This window comes from Streptomyces sp. N50, assembly GCF_033335955.1.
Classification (GTDB): Bacteria; Actinomycetota; Actinomycetes; order Streptomycetales; family Streptomycetaceae; genus Streptomyces.
On record NZ_CP137549.1, the window covers coordinates 9,637,076 to 9,653,041 of the forward strand.

At 70.2% G+C, this 15,966-nt stretch carries 13 protein-coding genes and 2 pseudogenes; 10 read left to right on the top strand and 5 right to left on the bottom strand.

Features of this window, described 5'->3' with window-relative positions; all coding sequences use genetic code 11:
• Positions 1-272: 272 nt before the first annotated feature.
• From R2B38_RS42750 to R2B38_RS42760, 3 genes are read left to right on the top strand one after another with little or no spacing between them, the layout of a single operon-like run.
• Positions 273-962 (top strand): M24 family metallopeptidase, encoded by a 690-nt coding sequence (locus tag R2B38_RS42750; RefSeq protein ID WP_318021190.1) that lies wholly within the window; start codon positions 273-275, stop codon positions 960-962.
• 28 nt (positions 963-990) lie between these two features.
• Complete coding sequence (locus R2B38_RS42755; protein WP_318021191.1) at positions 991-1,251, top strand: hypothetical protein; 261 nt, start codon at positions 991-993, stop codon at positions 1,249-1,251.
• Positions 1,248-1,631: a VOC family protein gene (locus R2B38_RS42760; RefSeq protein WP_318021192.1), complete on the top strand. Its 384-nt coding sequence runs from the start codon at positions 1,248-1,250 to the stop codon at positions 1,629-1,631. Before R2B38_RS42755 ends, R2B38_RS42760 begins: the two co-directional genes overlap by 4 nt.
• Positions 1,632-1,662: 31 nt before the next feature.
• Here R2B38_RS42760 and R2B38_RS42765 read toward each other — a convergent pair whose 3' ends face one another.
• Both R2B38_RS42765 and R2B38_RS42770 read right to left on the bottom strand, forming a co-directional pair.
• Positions 1,663-2,940, bottom strand: coding sequence for an APC family permease (locus R2B38_RS42765; protein WP_318021193.1), 1,278 nt, complete (start codon positions 2,938-2,940; stop codon positions 1,663-1,665).
• A gap of 78 nt (positions 2,941-3,018) precedes the next feature.
• Positions 3,019-3,597 carry a hypothetical protein gene (locus R2B38_RS42770; RefSeq protein WP_318021194.1) on the bottom strand — a complete coding sequence of 193 codons (579 nt, stop codon included), beginning with the start codon at positions 3,595-3,597 and terminating at the stop codon, positions 3,019-3,021.
• Positions 3,598-3,700: 103 nt separating this feature from the next.
• Here R2B38_RS42770 and R2B38_RS42775 point away from each other — a divergent pair.
• A pseudogene (locus R2B38_RS42775) lies at positions 3,701-4,561 on the top strand (phosphoketolase); the annotation flags it as partial.
• 43 nt (positions 4,562-4,604) lie between these two features.
• Positions 4,605-5,618: a type I glyceraldehyde-3-phosphate dehydrogenase gene (gene gap / locus R2B38_RS42780; protein ID WP_318021195.1), complete on the top strand. Its 1,014-nt coding sequence runs from the start codon at positions 4,605-4,607 to the stop codon at positions 5,616-5,618.
• A gap of 199 nt (positions 5,619-5,817) precedes the next feature.
• Here gap and R2B38_RS42785 read toward each other — a convergent pair whose 3' ends face one another.
• Positions 5,818-6,837, bottom strand: a complete 1,020-nt coding sequence (locus R2B38_RS42785; protein ID WP_318021196.1) for an aldo/keto reductase — start codon at positions 6,835-6,837, stop codon at positions 5,818-5,820.
• Between the two features lie 43 nt (positions 6,838-6,880).
• The gene (locus R2B38_RS42790) at positions 6,881-7,777 is read right to left on the bottom strand and encodes a helix-turn-helix transcriptional regulator (RefSeq protein ID WP_318021197.1); all 897 of its coding nucleotides are present in this window, start codon (positions 7,775-7,777) and stop codon (positions 6,881-6,883) included.
• Between the two features lie 243 nt (positions 7,778-8,020).
• Here R2B38_RS42790 and R2B38_RS42795 point away from each other — a divergent pair, with 243 nt between their 5' ends.
• From R2B38_RS42795 to pflA, 5 genes and pseudogenes are all read left to right on the top strand, one after another.
• A complete protein-coding gene (locus R2B38_RS42795; RefSeq protein WP_318021198.1) occupies positions 8,021-9,499 on the top strand; it encodes an MFS transporter in 1,479 nt (492 codons plus the stop codon).
• Positions 9,499-10,383: an aldo/keto reductase gene (locus R2B38_RS42800; protein ID WP_318021199.1), complete on the top strand. Its 885-nt coding sequence runs from the start codon at positions 9,499-9,501 to the stop codon at positions 10,381-10,383. Before R2B38_RS42795 ends, R2B38_RS42800 begins: the two co-directional genes overlap by 1 nt.
• Before the next feature lie 31 nt (positions 10,384-10,414).
• Entirely contained in the window at positions 10,415-11,485 is a 1,071-nt protein-coding gene (locus R2B38_RS42805; protein ID WP_318021200.1) for an NAD(P)-dependent alcohol dehydrogenase, read from the top strand.
• A 32-nt stretch (positions 11,486-11,517) separates the two neighbouring features.
• Positions 11,518-12,525: pseudogene (locus R2B38_RS42810) on the top strand (pyruvate formate lyase family protein); the annotation flags it as partial.
• Positions 12,522-13,268, top strand: a complete 747-nt coding sequence (pflA, locus tag R2B38_RS42815) for a pyruvate formate-lyase-activating protein (protein ID WP_318021201.1) — start codon at positions 12,522-12,524, stop codon at positions 13,266-13,268. The pseudogene R2B38_RS42810 and the gene pflA, both read left to right, overlap by 4 nt.
• Positions 13,269-13,536: 268 nt before the next feature.
• Here the strand turns inward: pflA and R2B38_RS42820 are convergent, their stop codons facing one another.
• Entirely contained in the window at positions 13,537-15,966 is a 2,430-nt protein-coding gene (locus tag R2B38_RS42820) for a glycoside hydrolase family 2 TIM barrel-domain containing protein (protein WP_318021202.1), read from the bottom strand.

Genomic DNA, 15,966 nt, shown 5'->3' on the forward strand with positions numbered 1-15,966 from the left:
CGGATTTATCACCGGCTGTGCGTCCACAAGCTAGCCGCTCCCGCCGCGCCCGTCACAGACCCCGTCGCATCCGCCACCTGCGAGTTTGCTTCGTCCTCGCAAATCCGAGGAACCAGTGAACAGCGACGGTGACCATCGGTATCCGGCTGTTCTGCCGACGGGATGCGCGCATGCCGGGACGTTGAGGGAAATCAGCTGGCAGATACGAGTGGAGCGAGCCCGCCGTGGAGAATCACATTGCCGACAACGATCTAGCTGGCTAGGTTCGCCCCATGGCTGATGACGAACCCACGCGGGCCGCACGCCTGCTCGATGCCCAGGCCAAGGCCGCGCTGCTCTTCTCGGAGGTCGAGGAGCGTGGGCTCGTGGCGCCCGGTGAGGGAGAGCGGGCCGTCAGCGACCGGGTTCGCGACCTCGCGAACGAGTTGTTCGGTACGACCCGGCACTGGCACAAGCGGATCGTGCGCTCGGGGCCGAACACGCTCGCGCCGTACAAGGAGAACCCGCCGGACCGGGTGATCGGCGCGGACGACATCGTGTTCGCCGACTTCGGGCCGATCTTCGAGGAGTACGAGGCCGACTTCGGCCGGACCTTCGTCCTGGGCGACGACCCGGTCAAGCACCGGCTGCGCGAGGACCTGCCCAAGGTGTTCGCGGCCGGCCGGCGCTTCTTCGAGAACACCCCGGACGTCACCGGCGCCCGCCTGCACACCGAGGTCGCCCGCCGCGCCGACAAGGCCGGTTGGGAGCTGGGTGGTTGGCACGCCGGGCACCTGGTCGGCGAGTTTCCGCACGAGACGATCGAGGGCGCGCACGTCGAGTCGTACGTCACCCCCGAGAACGACACCCCCATGCGCCGCACCGACAGGACCGGCCGTACCTGCCACTGGATCCTGGAGGTCCATCTCATCGACCGGGAGCGGGAGTTCGGCGGTTTCTACGAGGAACTGCTCACTCTCTGACGGCAGTAGGTTCGGCGATCATTGATTCATGGGGACTGTGACAGCGCTGTACCGGTATCCGGTGAAGTCGATGCTGGGCGAGGCCGTGATCGCCGCGGCGGTCACGGAGAACGGGCTCCGGGGACCGCGTGTACGCCGTGCTCGGCCGCTGGTACCGGCGCCGTCCGTTGAACCCGCGGTCGTCGGTTCACAGGCCCCGGCGCCCTCGTCGAGCGACATGAAACCACCGCTGCCCGATCACGCCTCACGCGCGACAGACAGGTGGGCGTACGGCAGGCTGCGGGAATGAAGTCCCGGACTGATGGCATGTGGTGGGGAACGGCGATCGAGGCGCCGGACCCCAGCGGCCTGGCGAGGTTCTACGCCGAACTGCTCGGCTGGCACATCGGACACGAGGAGCCGGGAACGGCCATCGTCGCCGCCTCACCGCAAGGGCCTTTCTTCGTGTTCCAGCAGGCGGACGACTATCGGGCCCCGGTCTGGCCTCCGGCCGACGGGGAGCAGCGCCCGATGATGCACTTCGACTTCCAGGTGGGCGACCTGGACTCGGCGGTCGCCGAGGCGGTCGCCCTGGGTGCCACGGTCGCGGAGTCCCAGCCGCAGGCGAACGTCCGAGTGCTCTTCGACCCCGCCGGCCACCCCTTCTGCCTCTGCTACGACGAAGGATGACCACCTGCATCGCACGTCACGGGATCCACACCTACGGGCGGTTGCCCGTTGCCGTCGTGACCCGGCGCAGACCGTAGAACCCAGCCCCGAGGACGAGGACCGCGCCGCCGGAGACGACGGTGCTCGCGGGCAAGGCGAAGGCGAGGGCCGCGCAGCCGGCCAGGCCGATGACGGGGACGAGGCGGTTCGGCCGGCCTTCTTCCTCGGTGAGGGTCCAGGCGGAGGCGTTGGCGACGGCGTAGTAGACCAGGACGCCGAAGGAGGAGAACCCGATCGCACCGCGTACGTCCGTGGTCGCGGCGAGGACGGTGACCACCGCGCCGACCGCGAGTTCGGCGCGGTGGGGGACACCGAAGCGGGGGTGGACGGCGGCCAGGGCGTGCGGCAGGTGCCGGTCCCGGGCCATCGCGAGGGTGGTGCGTGAGACTCCGAGGATGAGCGCGAGCAGTGAGCCGAGCGCGGCGACGGCGCCGCCGATGCGAACGGCCGGCACCAGCCGGTCGGCCCCCGCGGCGCGCGCGGCGTCCGAGAGCGGGGCGGTGGCGTCCGCCAGCCCGCGCGGGCCCAGCAGCGTCAGCACGGCGACCGCGACGAGGGCGTAGACGGCGAGGGTGATCCCGAGCGCGATCGGAATCGCGCGCGGGATGGTGCGGGCGGGGTCGCGGACCTCCTCGCCGAGGGTGGCGATACGGGCGTAGCCGGCGAAGGCGAAGAAGAGCAGGCCCGCGGCCCGGAGCAGGCCGCCGACGGTGGTGTCCGAGCCGATGGCCAGCCGCGCGGTGTCCGCGTGGGTGGAGGCCAGGGCGGTGACGATCACGGCGGCGAGTACGGCCAGGACGACGGCGACGATCGCGCGGGTGAGGAGCGCGGACTTCTGCACGCCGGTGTAGTTCACCGCGGTCAGCGCCACTACGGCGGCCACGGCCACCGCGTGGGTCTGGCCGGGCCAGAGGTAGGCGCCGACCGTGAGGGCCATGGCCGCGCAGGAGGCCGTCTTGCCGACGACGAACGCCCAGCCGGCCAGGTAGCCCCAGAAGTCGCCCAGGCGTTCACGGCCGTAGACGTAGGTGCCGCCGGAGCGGGGGTAGCGGGCGGCGAGACGTGCCGAGGACGTCGCGTTGCAGTAGGCGACGACGGCGGCCAGGGCCAGAGCGAGCAGCAGTCCGGAACCGGCGGCGTCGGCCGCCGGGCCGAGGGACGCGAAGATCCCGGCTCCGATCATCGAGCCCAGGCCGATCACCACGGCGTCGGACAGGCCCAGACGCCGTTTCATCCCACCCGTGCCCGCCGGGTCTGTCTCCGTGCTCATCGCGCGCTCCTCCTCGTACTCGGCGCACGGTAGCCGAGGAGGAGCGGGTCACTGCCGGTGAGTGCCGCGTGCCGGGCGTCAGCTGGTCTTGCGACCCCAACTCGGCCCCACCACGCTCCACTCCGTATCCCAGGAGTCGATACGGCGCCGGTCCAGCCGGTACCGGGCGACGGCACCCGTGCCGAACGCCAGGCCGGCGAGGGCGAGCGCGGCGGTCAGACCCAGGACGTCGGACTCAAGAGTTGCCTCGGTCGCGCTCGGCGGTTCGACGGTGAGGTCGCCCGCGGTGTTCACCCAGACCACGATCCCGGATCCGGCGTTCTTCCCCGTCCTCACCAGCGCACTGCCCGTACGGCGGGTGCCGTCGGCGGTCGTCCAGCGGACCCTCGTCTTGACCAGGTCGCGGGCTCCGCCCCCCGAGGCAGGAGACGGGGTGTCCGCGAGGAGCACCCCCCGCACGGCGTGCCGTTCGGTGCGCTGCGCGGCGAACACCTCGTCGGCGGCGTGGGACGTCACCAGGCCGGCGATCGTGCCGCCCACCGCGACGACCGCCCACATGACCAGGACGATCCAGGCCTCGACGATGTCGTCGTGTCGGCGCAGCGGATTGCTCCGCCACCGCCACAGCCGCTTCTTCAGATGCCGGCTCCTGCCCATGGGTCCGCATCTCCTTGTCGTGGTCGTCCTTGTGAAGGTGTCGGTCGGGAACATGGCGCCGCTTGGGCCGAACCGGGTCCGTGGGGTGCCCCATCGGTACCGGCTCAAGACATCGAGAGAGCTGGCGTGGCGGGCCCCCATCGCCTCCCTCAACTACCTTCTGACGTCGCATGTCTGGCGCCAGGACCACAACGGCTTCTCGCACCAGGACCCCGGCTTCGTCGACCACGTCCTCAACAAGAGCCCCGAGGTCGTCCGCGTCTACCTCCCGCCGGACGCCAACACCCTTCTCTCCGTGGCCGATCACATCCTGCGCAGCCGCGACTACGTCAACGTCGTCGTCGCCGGCAAGCAGCCCTGCTTCGACTGGCTCTCCATCGACCAGGCCCGCGCCCACTGCGCGCGCGGCGCCGGGATCTGGGAGTGGGCGGGCACGGAGAACGGCGGCGAACCCGACGTCGTGCTGGCCTGCGCCGGTGACGTCCCGACCCTGGAGGTGCTGGCCGCCGCCCAGTTGCTGCGCCGGCACCTGCCCGACCTCGCCGTCCGTGTCGTCAACGTCGTCGACATGACGAGGCTCATGCCGCGCGACGAACACCCGCACGGAATGGGCGACTTCGAGTACGACGGCCTGTTCACGAAGGACAAGCCGGTGATCTTCGCGTACCACGGCTACCCGTGGCTCATCCACCGCCTCGCCTACCGCCGCACCGGCCACGCCAACCTGCACGTACGCGGCTACAAGGAATCCGGCACCACGACCACCCCCTTCGACATGGTCGTCCGCAACGACCTCGACCGCTACCGCCTCGTCATGGACGTCATCGACCGCGTCCCCCACCTCGCCGTACGCGCCGCCGCCGTACGCCAGACCATGGCCGACGCCCGCACCCGCCACCACGCCTGGATCCGCGAACACGGCACCGACCTGCCCGAAGTCGCCGACTGGAGCTGGAACGCCTGACCTCACCCCACAACATCCCTGCTCCGCAAAGGAGTTCGCCGTCATGACCGTACGCGTCGGCATCAACGGCTTCGGCCGGATAGGCCGCACCTACCTGCGCGCGGCACTCGACCGCGCCGAGGCGGGCACCCAGGACGTCGAGGTGGTCGCGATCAACGACATCACCTCGCCCGCCACGCTCGTCCATCTCCTGGAGTACGACTCGACGTTCGGCCGGATCGGACGCGAGGTCAGCCACGACGACAGCTCGATCACCGTCGACGGCACGCGGATCGCGGTCAGCGCCGAACGCGACCCGGCCGCCCTGCACTGGTCGGACTACGGCGTGAGCATCGTCGTAGAGTCCACGGGCCGCTTCCGCGACCGGGACTCCGCCGCGCTGCACCTGAAGGCAGGCGCCCACACCGTGCTGCTGTCCGCGCCCGGCAAGAACGCGGACGCCACCATCGTGATGGGCGTCAACGACTCGACGTACGACCGAGGGCAGGACCGGATCGTCTCGGCCGCCTCCTGCACCACCAACTGTGTCGCCCCGATGGTCAAGGTGCTGCACGACGCCTTCGGCATCGAGCGCGGCATGATGACCACCATCCACGGTTACACCAACGACCAGTCCCTGCTCGACAGTCCGCACAAGGACCTGCGCCGGGCCCGGTCGGCGGCGCTGAGCATCATCCCGACCAGCACCGGCGCCGCGCGTGCCGTCGGCCTGGTGCTGCCGGAGCTGGCCGGCGCCCTGGACGGCATCGCGGTGCGTGTGCCCGTCGAGGACGGCTCGCTCACCGACCTCGCGGTGGTGCTGCGGCGCGAGGTGACGACCGAGGAGATCAACGCGGTCTTCGACGAGGCCGCAGAGGGTCCGCTCAACGGCGTTCTCCGCGTCTCGAAGGCCCCGATCGTCTCTCGCGATGTCATCGGTGACCCCTCCTCGTGCATCTTCGACCCGGCCCTGACCCAGGCGCACGGCACCCTGGCTAAGGTCTTCGGCTGGTACGACAACGAGTGGGGTTACACCAACCGCCTCCTCGACCTGACGGCACTGGTCGCCGAGGACTGACGACGGCAAGGAACGGCACCGCCGTGCGCCGGCATCCGGGCGTCCCCCGACCGCTCCTCGGCCGGGGGACGCGGCATCGCGAGACGTCTCCAGGAGTTCCGCGAAGTTCTGCCGCCGGTGTGTCAGGACGCCAGCGGGCGTCTCCCGCGGTCGCGTGGAGTCGGTGCCGGGCGGGCGCGACCGGCCGGTGCCGGGTGCGTCAGCGGCGTCGCTGGTCGGCGCGCAGTTCGAAGTCGCCGTAGCTGTTGTCGACCGGGTTGACCGTGACGCCGGGCGCGACGATCTCGTCCACGGCATCGAGCACGTCGGACGACAGCGTGACCTGCGCGGCGGGAAGGAACGCCGCCAGCTGGTCCATGGTGCGCGGGCCGATGATCGCCGAGGTGACGCCGGGGTGGTTGATGACGAAGGCGACGGCCAGCTCGATCAGGGTGAGACCCGCCTTCTCCGCCAGGAGCGCGAGCTGTTCGACGGCGTCGAGCTTGCGCTGGTTGGCCGGGGTGCTCATGTCGAAGCGGGCTTGGGGGCGGGCCGCGGAGGCGGGGCCTTCGATGGCGTTCCTGCGGTAGCGGCCCGACAACCAGCCGCCGGAGAGCGGGCTGTAGGTGAGGGTGCCCATGCCGTGGCGGCGCACGGTGGGCAGCACGTCCTCCTCGATGCCGCGGACCAGGATCGAGTACGGCGGCTGCTCGGTCACGAACCGCTCCAGGTTCCGCTCGCGCGAGGTCCACTGGGCCTCGACGATCTGGGAGCCGGAGTAGGACGAGGAGCCGATGTAGCGGATCTTTCCCTGGTGCACGAGGTCGGAGAGGGCGCCGAGGGTCTCGGCGAGGTCCGTGTCGGGGCTGGGGCGGTGGACCTGGTAGAGGTCGATGTGGTCGGTGTCGAGCCGGCGCAGGGAGTTCTCCACCTCGCGGATGATCCAGCGCCGTGAGCCGCCCCGCTGATTGGGGTCGTCCTGGTCCATCGGCATGAAGAACTTGGTCGCCAGGAACACGTCCTCGCGGCGACCCTTGAGGGCCTTGCCGACGATCTCCTCCGAGGCGCCGGCGGAGTACACGTCGGCGGTGTCGACGAAGTTGATGCCCGCGTCCAGGGCGTGGTGGATGATCCGGATCGAGTCGGCCTCGTCCTCGTTGCCCCAGGGGCCGAACATCATCGCCCCCAGGCAGAGCGGGCTGACCTGGACACCGGTGCGGCCGAGCGGTCGGTACTGCATGAAGTGGTTCTCCTCGGGTGTGCTCAGTGGTCGTGGGTGCTGGTCAGTCGTTCGCGGTCGGGACGACGGGCCCGGTGCTCGCCCAGCTGGCGAGGAGGCCCAGGGCTTCCTGCGCCGGGGAGCCGGGTTCGGGCGAGTAGAAGTTGAGGCGGAGGCCGGGGGCGGAGGGCAGTTCCATCGCCTCGTAGGGCAGGGCGAGGTCGCCGACCAGCGGGTGGTGCAGGTTCTTCACGCCGGAGCGGTGGAACTTCACGTCGTGGCGGGCCCAGCGGCGGGCGAAGTCGTCGCTCTTGGTCGTCAGTTCGCCGATCAGGTCGGTCAGTGCCTTGTCGTGGGGTGCCCGGCCCGTCTCGTTGCGCAGGAAAGCGACGGCGTCGTCGGCGCCCTTGTCCCAGTCGGTCCAGAAGTCCTTGCTCGCGGGGTCCAGGAACATGAAGCGGGCGCTGTTGACCGGGCCGCGCTGGGCGAACAGCGGCGAGTCGAAGAGGGGTGCGTACAGCGCCCGCCCCAGCGCGTTCGTGGCCAGGATGTCGAAGCGCGCGTTGCGCACATGGGCCGGCACATCGGTCATCGAGTCGAGCAGGCGCAGGATCGTGGGCCGTACGCGGGACGCGGTCAGCGCGGGGCGCCGGCCCGACGGTGTCGCCGCGCGGGCGAGGTCGTAGAGGTGGGTGCGCTCGGCCTCGTCCAGTTGCAGCGCGTGCGCGAGGGATTCCAGTACCGAGTCCGAGGCGCCGGAGAGGTTCCCGCGCTCCAGACGGACGTAGTAGTCGACGCTCATGCCCGCGAGCAGCGCGACCTCCTCCCGGCGCAGGCCCGCGACGCGCCGGTTGCCGCCGTAGACCGGCAGTCCGGCCTGCTCGGGGGTGATGCGGGAACGCCGGGTGCTCAGGAACTCGCGGACCTCGGCGGCCACGCTCTTCTTGTCGCTGTCTGCCATCGTCCAGATCCCTGAAATCGCTCCGCCGCCGTCTGATCGCGTCCCGGTGGGACGGTCCGGCCCCGACCTACGACGGGTCGTGCCCTGACCTTCACCGTAGGTCCGTCCGCGACGAGCTGCGAGGTACTGCCGGTACCTGGAAGACCAGTGACTCCCACCCGGGTGGCCGGCCGAGGTTGTCTTGGACGGAACCGAGGGCCGGGAGTACGACACCGGGCCCACCCCGCAGCGAAGGACACCACCGTGCGCGCAGCGCTCAAGTACGACGGGACCGGCGACGACGCCACGGCGGAGTCCACGCCGTCCATGGCGGTGCGTGCGCCGGCCCCTGCCGCCCCGGCCCGGGCGACGCTGATCCTCGCGATCATCTGCGTCAGCTACTTCATGGTCATCCTCGACAACTCGATCGTGTTCACAGGGCTGCCGCAGATCCGCTCCGACATGGGATTCTCCGAGACGGGCCTGTCCTGGATCACCAACGCCTACGTCCTGGTCTTCGGCGGCCTGCTGCTCCTGGGAGCCCGGGCCGGTGACCTGTTCGGACACCGCAGGGTGTTCCTGTTCTCCCTGGTCGTCTTCGCGCTGACCTCGCTTCTGGTCGGCGCCGCACAGACCCAGTGGTGGCTGATCGGAGCCCGGGCGCTGCAGGGCGTCGGGGCCGCGGTCCTGGCCCCTTCCGCCCTGTCCCTGCTCACCCGCAGCTTCGCCGAGGGCCGGGCCCGTGACCGGGCGATGGCCGCCTACAGCGCGGTGGCCGGGCTCGGCGCGGCACTCGGCCTGGTGGTGGGCGGACTGGCCGCCGACCTGATCTCGTGGCGGGCCGGGTTCTTCCTCAACGTGCCGGTCGGCATCGCGATGGTGATGCTGGCGGTGCGGTTCCTGCCGGGGACCGAGCGCCATGGTGGCCGCTTCGACGTCGCCGGGGCGCTTCTGGCGACTGCGGGCTCCACCGCCCTGGTCTTCGGCATCGTGGACGCCACCGACGTCGGCTGGACCGCTCGGGCCACCGTTGTTCCACTTCTGGCCGGTGGGGTGATGCTGGCGCTGTTCGTCCTGGTGGAGCGGCGGGCCGCGCAGCCGATCGTGCCGCTGCGGCTGTTCGCGAGCCGGGAGCGGAGCGGTGCCTACATCACCCGGATGCTCTACATGGGCGCGATGATCGGGTTCTTCTTCTTCACCGCGCAGTTCGTGCAGAGCGTCTACCACTGGACGCCGCTGCAGGCCGGTCTCGCCTTCCTGCCGATGACGCTGGTCAACTTCGTCTTCGCCGTCCAGGTGCCGCGGCTGCTGGAGCGGGTCGGCAGGCCGCAGGTGCTCACCGCCGGGCTGGCCCTGACCATGGTGGGCATGGTGTGGCTCAGCCGCCTCGGCCCGCACACGCCCTACCTGACCGGAGTGGGGTTGCCCATGGTGCTCATCGGCGCCGGCCAGGGTCTGACGCTGGCTCCGCTGACGTCCAGCGGCGTGGACGGCGTCGACCCCGCGGACGCGGGCGCCGCCTCGGGCCTGGTCAACACCGTGCACCAAATAGGCAGCGCGTTGAGCCTGAGCATCCTGACCGCCGCAGCCGCCTCCGTCTCCACCGGTCACGGGGCCGCCGACATCGCGGCCCGCTCGGGTTCCGCGCTGACCGGATCCGCCGTCCTGCTCGTCCTGGCCCTCGCGGCCGCCCTCGCCCTCATCGTCCCCGCACGTACCCGCCCCCACGAAAGGTCCCTGTGATGCAGACCCTCACCCTCAACAACGGCGTCGAGATGCCCGCCCTCGGACTCGGTGTCTTCCAGACCCCGCCGGACGAGACCCGGGACGCCGTCACGGCCGCGCTCGACCTCGGCTACCGGCACATCGACACCGCCGCCGCGTACGGCAACGAACGCGAGGTCGGCCAGGCCATCCGCGCGTCCGGCGTGCCCCGCGACGACATCTTCGTCGAGACGAAGATCTGGATCAGCGACTACGGCTACGAAGAGACCCTGCACGGCTTCGACAAGAGCGCCGCCAAGCTCGGCGTCGACCGGATCGACCTGCTGATCCTGCACCAGGCCCTGCCGTCCGACTTCGACAGGACCCTCGCCGCCTACCGCGCCCTGGAGCGGCTCCTGGCCGACGGCAGGGTCCGGGCGATCGGCGTCAGCAACTTCATGGTCGACCACCTGACCGCGCTGCTCGACGCGACCTCCGTGGTCCCGGCCGTCAACCAGCTGGAGATCCACCCGTACTTCCAGCAGCGCCCCGTACTCGACTTCGACAACGACCACGGCATCCTCAACCAGGCGTGGTCTCCCATCGGCGGCATCACCTTCTACCGCGGGCAGGGCGAGGAACGCGGGAGCGTCCTCGAGGACCCGTCCGTCACCGCGATCGCCGAGGCGCACGGCAAGAGTCCCGCTCAGGTGCTGCTGCGCTGGGGCATCCAGCAGGGCCGCTCGGTGATCCCCAAGTCGACCAAGCGCCACCGCATCGCGGAGAACATCGACGTCTTCGACTTCGCCCTCTCCACGGACGAGTTGAAGATCCTCGACGCCCTGGAGACCGGCCGGCGCGGTGGCCCCGAGCCCGCCGACGTCACCCTCGCGGCCTACGGCCGTGCCATCCCCGAAGCCTGACATCACCTCGTAGCTGCGCGAAGGAACCACCATGCCCACCACCGTCAACGCGTTCGGCACCCACGAGGCCGGGAAACCGCTCGTTCCCGTCACCGTCGAGCGCCGCGACGTCGGCCCGCACGACGTCAAGCTCGACATCCTGTACTGCGGGATCTGCCACTCCGACATGAACTACGCCGACGGCACGTTCGGCCCGCTGGTGGTCAGCCCGCTCGTGCCCGGCCACGAGATCGTCGGCCGGGTCACCGAGACCGGCCCCGACGTCACCCGCCACCGGGTCGGCGACCTGGTCGGCATCGGCTGCATGGTCAACTCCTGCCGCACCTGCGAGAACTGCCGGGCAGGCCAGGAGCAGTACTGCCTGGGGGGCAACACCCTCGTCTTCGGAGCTCCCGACCCCGCCGAGCCCGGCGCCCACACCCAGGGTGGCTACTCCGAGGCGATCGTCGCCCCTGAGGACTTCGTCGTCCGCGTCCCCGAAAGCCTCGATCCGGCCGCCGCCGCTCCGCTGCTGTGCGCCGGCATCACCGTCTACGCTCCGCTCAAGCGGTTCGGTGCCGGGCCCGGCACCAGGGTCGGGGTGGTCGGCCTCGGCGGGCTCGGTCATCTCGGCGTGAAGATGGCCAAGGCCATGGGCGCCGACGTGACCGTCCTGTCCCGGTCCGGCGGCAAGCGGGAGGCCGCCGCGGCCCTCGGCGCCGACCACTACGCGGTGACCGGTGACGGGTCCGCGTTCACCGAGCTGGCCAGCACCTTCGACATCATCCTGAACACCGTCAGCGCGCCCGTGTCCCTCCCCGACCACCTCGGGATGCTGCGCCTGCACGGCACCATGGTGAACGTCGGTGTGACCACCGAGCCGATGCCGATGGAGGTCTTCGCCCTCCTCCAGAACGGCCGGTCCTTCGTGGGATCGCTGTTCGGCGGCATCGCCGAGACGCAGGAGATGCTCGACTTCGCGGCCGAGCACGACGTCACGGCCGACATCGAGTTGATCGACGCACAGGACGTCAACACCGCATACGAGCGGATCCTCGCCTCAGACGTCCGCTACCGGTTCGTGATCGACGGCGCGACCTTCGCGAAGCCGCAGCGGGCATGACGAACGACTGAAACCGTCGACATGGGCGCCGTGTCTCGGCGATGCGGGTCGGCAAGCAGATGCAGTTCTTCGGCGCCCGCGTCAACCTCGCCAAGGCGCTGCTCTACGCGGTCAACGGCGGCCGGGACGAGATGACCGGCGCCCAGGTCGCGACCCCGACGCCTCCGCTGACCGGGGAGTACCTGGACTACGACGAGTTGTCGGCGGCGTACGACCACGTCCTGGACTGGCTGGCCCGGACCTACGTCAACGCGCTCAACGTCATCCACTACATGCACGACAAGTACGCCTACGAGCGCATCGAGATGGCGCTGCACGACTACCCGGTGCACCGCTTCATGGCCTGCGGCATCGCCGGCCTGTCGGTCGCCGCCGACAGCCTGTCCGCCGTCAAGTACGCCCGGGTGAAGGTGTTCCGCGACGCCACCGACCTCGCCGTCGACTTCCGTACCGAGGGCGACTTCCCGGCGTACGGCAACAACGACGACCGCGCCGACAGCATCGCCGTAGGGCTGGTGGAGTCCTTCATGGGGAAGGTGCGCCAGTACCCCGCCTACCGGGGCGCCGAACACACCCAGTCGGTCCTCACCATCACCTCGAACGTCGTCTACGGCAAGCACACCGGCAACACCCCCGACGGCCGCCAGGCCGGACAGCCCTTCGCGCCCGGCGCCAACCCGATGAACGGCCGCGACCGGCACGGCGTCGCCGCCTCCGCGCTGTCGGTCGCGAAGCTGCCGTACGAACAGGCCCGTGACGGGATCTCGTTGACGACGACGATCACGCCCGAGGGGCTGGGGCACGCACCCGACAAGCGTGCCGGGCACCTGGTGGGCATCCTCGACGCCTACACATCGGCCGGCGGCTTCCACATGAACGTGAACGTCCTCGACCGGGCGACGCTGGAAGACGCGATGGAACACCCGGAGAACTACCCGGACTTGACGATCCGGGTGTCCGGCCACGCGGTCAACTTCGTCCGCCTGACCCGCGAGCAGCAGCTCGACGTGATCAGCCGTACCTTCCACGGATCGCTGTGAGTACGGTGCGCACAGCGGCCACCGGCCGGATCCACTCCTGGGACCTGTCCACCGGCGTGGACGGTCCCGGGACCCGGTTCGTCCTCTTCGTCAGTGGCTGCCCGCTGCGCTGCCTGTACTGCGCCAACCCCGACCCCTGGCACCTGCGCGACGGCCAGGAGGTGAGCGTCGACGCGGTGACGGCGGAGATCGGGAAGTTCAAGGACTTCGTCACCACGGCCGGCGGCGGGGTGACCCTCACCGGTGGCGAGCCACTGCTCCAGTCCGCGTTCACCGGGGAGATCCTGCGCCGGTGCAAGGAGGCAGGCCTGCACACGGCCCTCGACACCTCCGGCTTCCTGGGTGCCCGCGCCACCGGGGAACTCCTCGCCGACACCGACCTGGTGCTGCTGGACATCAAGTCCTTCGACGTGAACACCTACCGGACACTGACCGGCGGAGAGCTCGCCCCCACCCTCGACTCCGCGACGCGGCTGGACCGCCTCGGCGTCCCGATGTGGATCCGGTACGTCCTGCTCCCCGGCTGGACCGACGACCTGGAATCCGTGGACGCCCTGGCCGGATTCGTGGCGGGGCTCGGCGCGGTCGAACGGGTCGACGTGCTGCCGTTCCACAAACTCGGCACCGCGAAGTACGAAGCCCTCGGTACGCCCTTCCCGTTGCTCGACACCCCGGTACCCGACCCCGCCCTGATCCAGACCGTTCGCGCGTGCTTCGCGAGGCACGGGGTCCAGGCTCACTGAGCGCCGAGCCACGTCCGGCGGCGGATCACTTGAACCAGGAGCCAGGTGGCGCAAGCTCAACTGCCCCAGCTCACCGTGCCCGCGGATGGATCGAGAAGGAGTCGCGCAGGAGCCAAGCCGGCTTCGTCCGCACACCCGTGAACCTCAACCCACCCGGGTCTGAGTCCCCCTCGATCGAGAGGCGGAGGATGTCAATCTCATGTCGATCGGGAACCGTACCGGCGCACGCGACAGGCCGCCCCTCCTGAAAACGGGTCGGCCTTGTCTGCTACTCGACGGCGACGACCATGGCGACCGGGGCGCACCCGGGTGCCGAGGCGACCAGGCGGATCCTGCCGGGCCCGGTCGGGCGGAGGACCGCGAGGGCGCGGCCTTCGTAGGTGCGGCGCTCCGTCGTGTCGAAGCGCTCCTCGGTGGACGGGTCCGCGCTGCCGAAGCCCGACAGGACGCCCGCGCCGGAGACTTCGAGGGTCACCGGACGATCGGCCGCGGTGTGGAGGGTGCCGTCCGGGTCCGTCAGGGTGAGGGTGACGTACGCGAGGTCGCCGCCGTGTGCCGTGATGTGCCGACGGTCGGGTGCGGCGCGCAGCTGTACCGGGCCCGTCGCGGTACGCAGGCTGTGGCGGCCGGTCTCGACGCCGTCGCGGTAGGCGATCGCGAGGAGTTCACCGGGTTCGTACGACGTCTCGAACTCGGTGCGGAAGCGGTGCTCCTCGCCCACCGGCCGCCGCCCCAGCGAGCGTGCGCCGACGAGGAGTTCGACCTCGTCGGCGTCGCCGTAGACCTCGACCGTGACGGGTTCTCCCTCGAAGCCGGGCCAGGTCCAGGTGGCGACGGTGTCGCTCCAGGCCCATGGCGTTCCGGCCCAGGTGCTGCCGTGGTGTTCGGGGCGCCGGACCGCGATGTAGGGCTCGGTGCGCAGGCCGAAGACGATCTCGCGGTAGTAGGAGGCGGGTCGGCGGTGGCCGGTGATGTCGAGGTCGCCGCAGCCCGCGAGCAGGTACGGGTACGGCGCGGTGTGCGAGGGGCGCGGGGTGTCCGGGGTGAGGTACTGGGGGCGGCCGATGCCGACCTCGCCGAGGTAGTCCCAGCCGGTCCAGGTGAAGTCGCCGACGACATGGCCGAGTTGTTCGACCAGACGCCAGTTGCCGTCGATGCGGGTGGGAAAGGTCTCGGTGCCGAGGATGATCCGGTCGGGGAACAGTTCGCGGTCCAGGGTGTAGCGGGCCTCGGCGTAGTTCATGCCGGCGACGTCGAGCACGGCGAACGACTCGGCCGTTCTCTCCGTGACGAGGGCGGAGGCGCTGATCGCGTTCATCATGTCGCCCGCGTCGGCCATGAGGGTGTTGATGCCGGTGCCGTCCTGCGGTGCCTGTTCTCGCGTCGCCCGCAGTTCGGACAGGACGGCGAGCATGCCGTTGACGGCGTTGGTGACATAGCGCGTGTGGTCCAACCAGCGGACCTTCTCGGCGAGTTGGCGGCCCCGTGCGGCGCCTGAGGGGGTACCGGTCTCGGGGATCTCGTTGCCGATCGAGTACATGATGACGCTGGGGTGGTTGAAGTCCTTGGCGACCATCGCATCGATGTCGCGCTCCCACCACTCGGGGAAGTCGAGGCTGTAGTCGAAGTCGCTCTTGCCCGACGTCCACACGTCGAAGGCCTCGTCCACGACGAGCATGCCAAGCCGGTCGCACGCGTCCAACATCGCCTTGCTCATGGGGTGATGGGACATGCGGAGTGCGTTGAACCCGGCGTCCTTGAGGAGGTGGACCCGCCGTTCCTCGGCGCGCGCGAAGGTCGCCGCGCCCAGCACCCCGTTGTCGTGGTGGACACACGCGCCGCGCAGCTTGACGCTCTCGCCGTTGATCCGCAGCCCGTGCCGGGGGTCGAGGCGCAGTGAGCGGACACCGAAGACGACGGTCTCGGCGTCGAGGTCCTTCAGGGTCACGGTGGCGGTGTACAGGGCGGGTGTGCCGGTGCTCCACAGCAACGGGGCCTGGACGTACAGGCGTTGGCGTACGACCGCGGGCTCGCCCGGCAGTACCGTCGCCTTCGAGACGTCGCTCGCGACGACGCTCCCGTCGCTGTCGCGGACCTCGGTGACGACATCGACCGTACGGATCGCGATCGAGTCGTTCTCGATCCTCGTCGCGACTTCGACCACCGCCCGTTCCGCGTCGATGTCCGGGGTGGTGACACGGACCCCGTCGGGCGCGATGCGGACCACTTCGCCGACGAGCATCCATGTGTCGCGGTAGATGCCCGCACCGGTGTACCAGCGCGAGTCGCGGTGGGCGCGGGCCTCCACGCGGATCTCGTTGTCCTCGCCGAAGCGCAGGAAACGGTCGGCGTCGATGTGGAAGTGCGAGTAGCCGTACGGGCGTTGGCCCGCGTAGTCGCCGTTGATGTACACGACGGCGTCGCGGTACACGCCCTCGAACTCGAAGAGGATCCGCCTGCCCCGGTGCTCCTCGGGAACGGTGAACGTCTTGCGGTACTCGTGGGTCCCGCCCGGGAAGTACGCTCCGGCGCCGCCCTCCATCGTGGCGTCGCCGCCCGGCGCCGTGCGCGCCTGCCCGATCATCGCGTCGTGCGGCAGTGTCACCGGCCTGAACGGCGCCTTCGTACCGGACAGTTCGGCGAAGGGGTTGACCTTGGGGCGGGTCTGCCAGCCTTCGTTGAAGGACGTGCGCTTCAT

What these genes read in the sequence shown, in the direction of transcription:
- R2B38_RS42750 (WP_318021190.1), top strand. Translation starts at nt 273, where the DNA reads ATGGCTGATGACGAACCCACGCGGGCCGCACGCCTGCTCGATGCCCAG.
- R2B38_RS42755 (WP_318021191.1), top strand. Translation starts at nt 991, where the DNA reads ATGGGGACTGTGACAGCGCTGTACCGGTATCCGGTGAAGTCGATGCTG.
- R2B38_RS42760 (WP_318021192.1), top strand. Translation starts at nt 1,248, where the DNA reads ATGAAGTCCCGGACTGATGGCATGTGGTGGGGAACGGCGATCGAGGCG.
- R2B38_RS42765 (WP_318021193.1), bottom strand. Translation starts at nt 2,940, where the DNA reads ATGAGCACGGAGACAGACCCGGCGGGCACGGGTGGGATGAAACGGCGT.
- R2B38_RS42770 (WP_318021194.1), bottom strand. Translation starts at nt 3,597, where the DNA reads ATGGGCAGGAGCCGGCATCTGAAGAAGCGGCTGTGGCGGTGGCGGAGC.
- gap (WP_318021195.1), top strand. Translation starts at nt 4,605, where the DNA reads ATGACCGTACGCGTCGGCATCAACGGCTTCGGCCGGATAGGCCGCACC.
- R2B38_RS42785 (WP_318021196.1), bottom strand. Translation starts at nt 6,837, where the DNA reads ATGCAGTACCGACCGCTCGGCCGCACCGGTGTCCAGGTCAGCCCGCTC.
- R2B38_RS42790 (WP_318021197.1), bottom strand. Translation starts at nt 7,777, where the DNA reads ATGGCAGACAGCGACAAGAAGAGCGTGGCCGCCGAGGTCCGCGAGTTC.
- R2B38_RS42800 (WP_318021199.1), top strand. Translation starts at nt 9,499, where the DNA reads ATGCAGACCCTCACCCTCAACAACGGCGTCGAGATGCCCGCCCTCGGA.
- R2B38_RS42805 (WP_318021200.1), top strand. Translation starts at nt 10,415, where the DNA reads ATGCCCACCACCGTCAACGCGTTCGGCACCCACGAGGCCGGGAAACCG.
- R2B38_RS42820 (WP_318021202.1), bottom strand. Translation starts at nt 15,966, where the DNA reads ATGAAGCGCACGTCCTTCAACGAAGGCTGGCAGACCCGCCCCAAGGTC.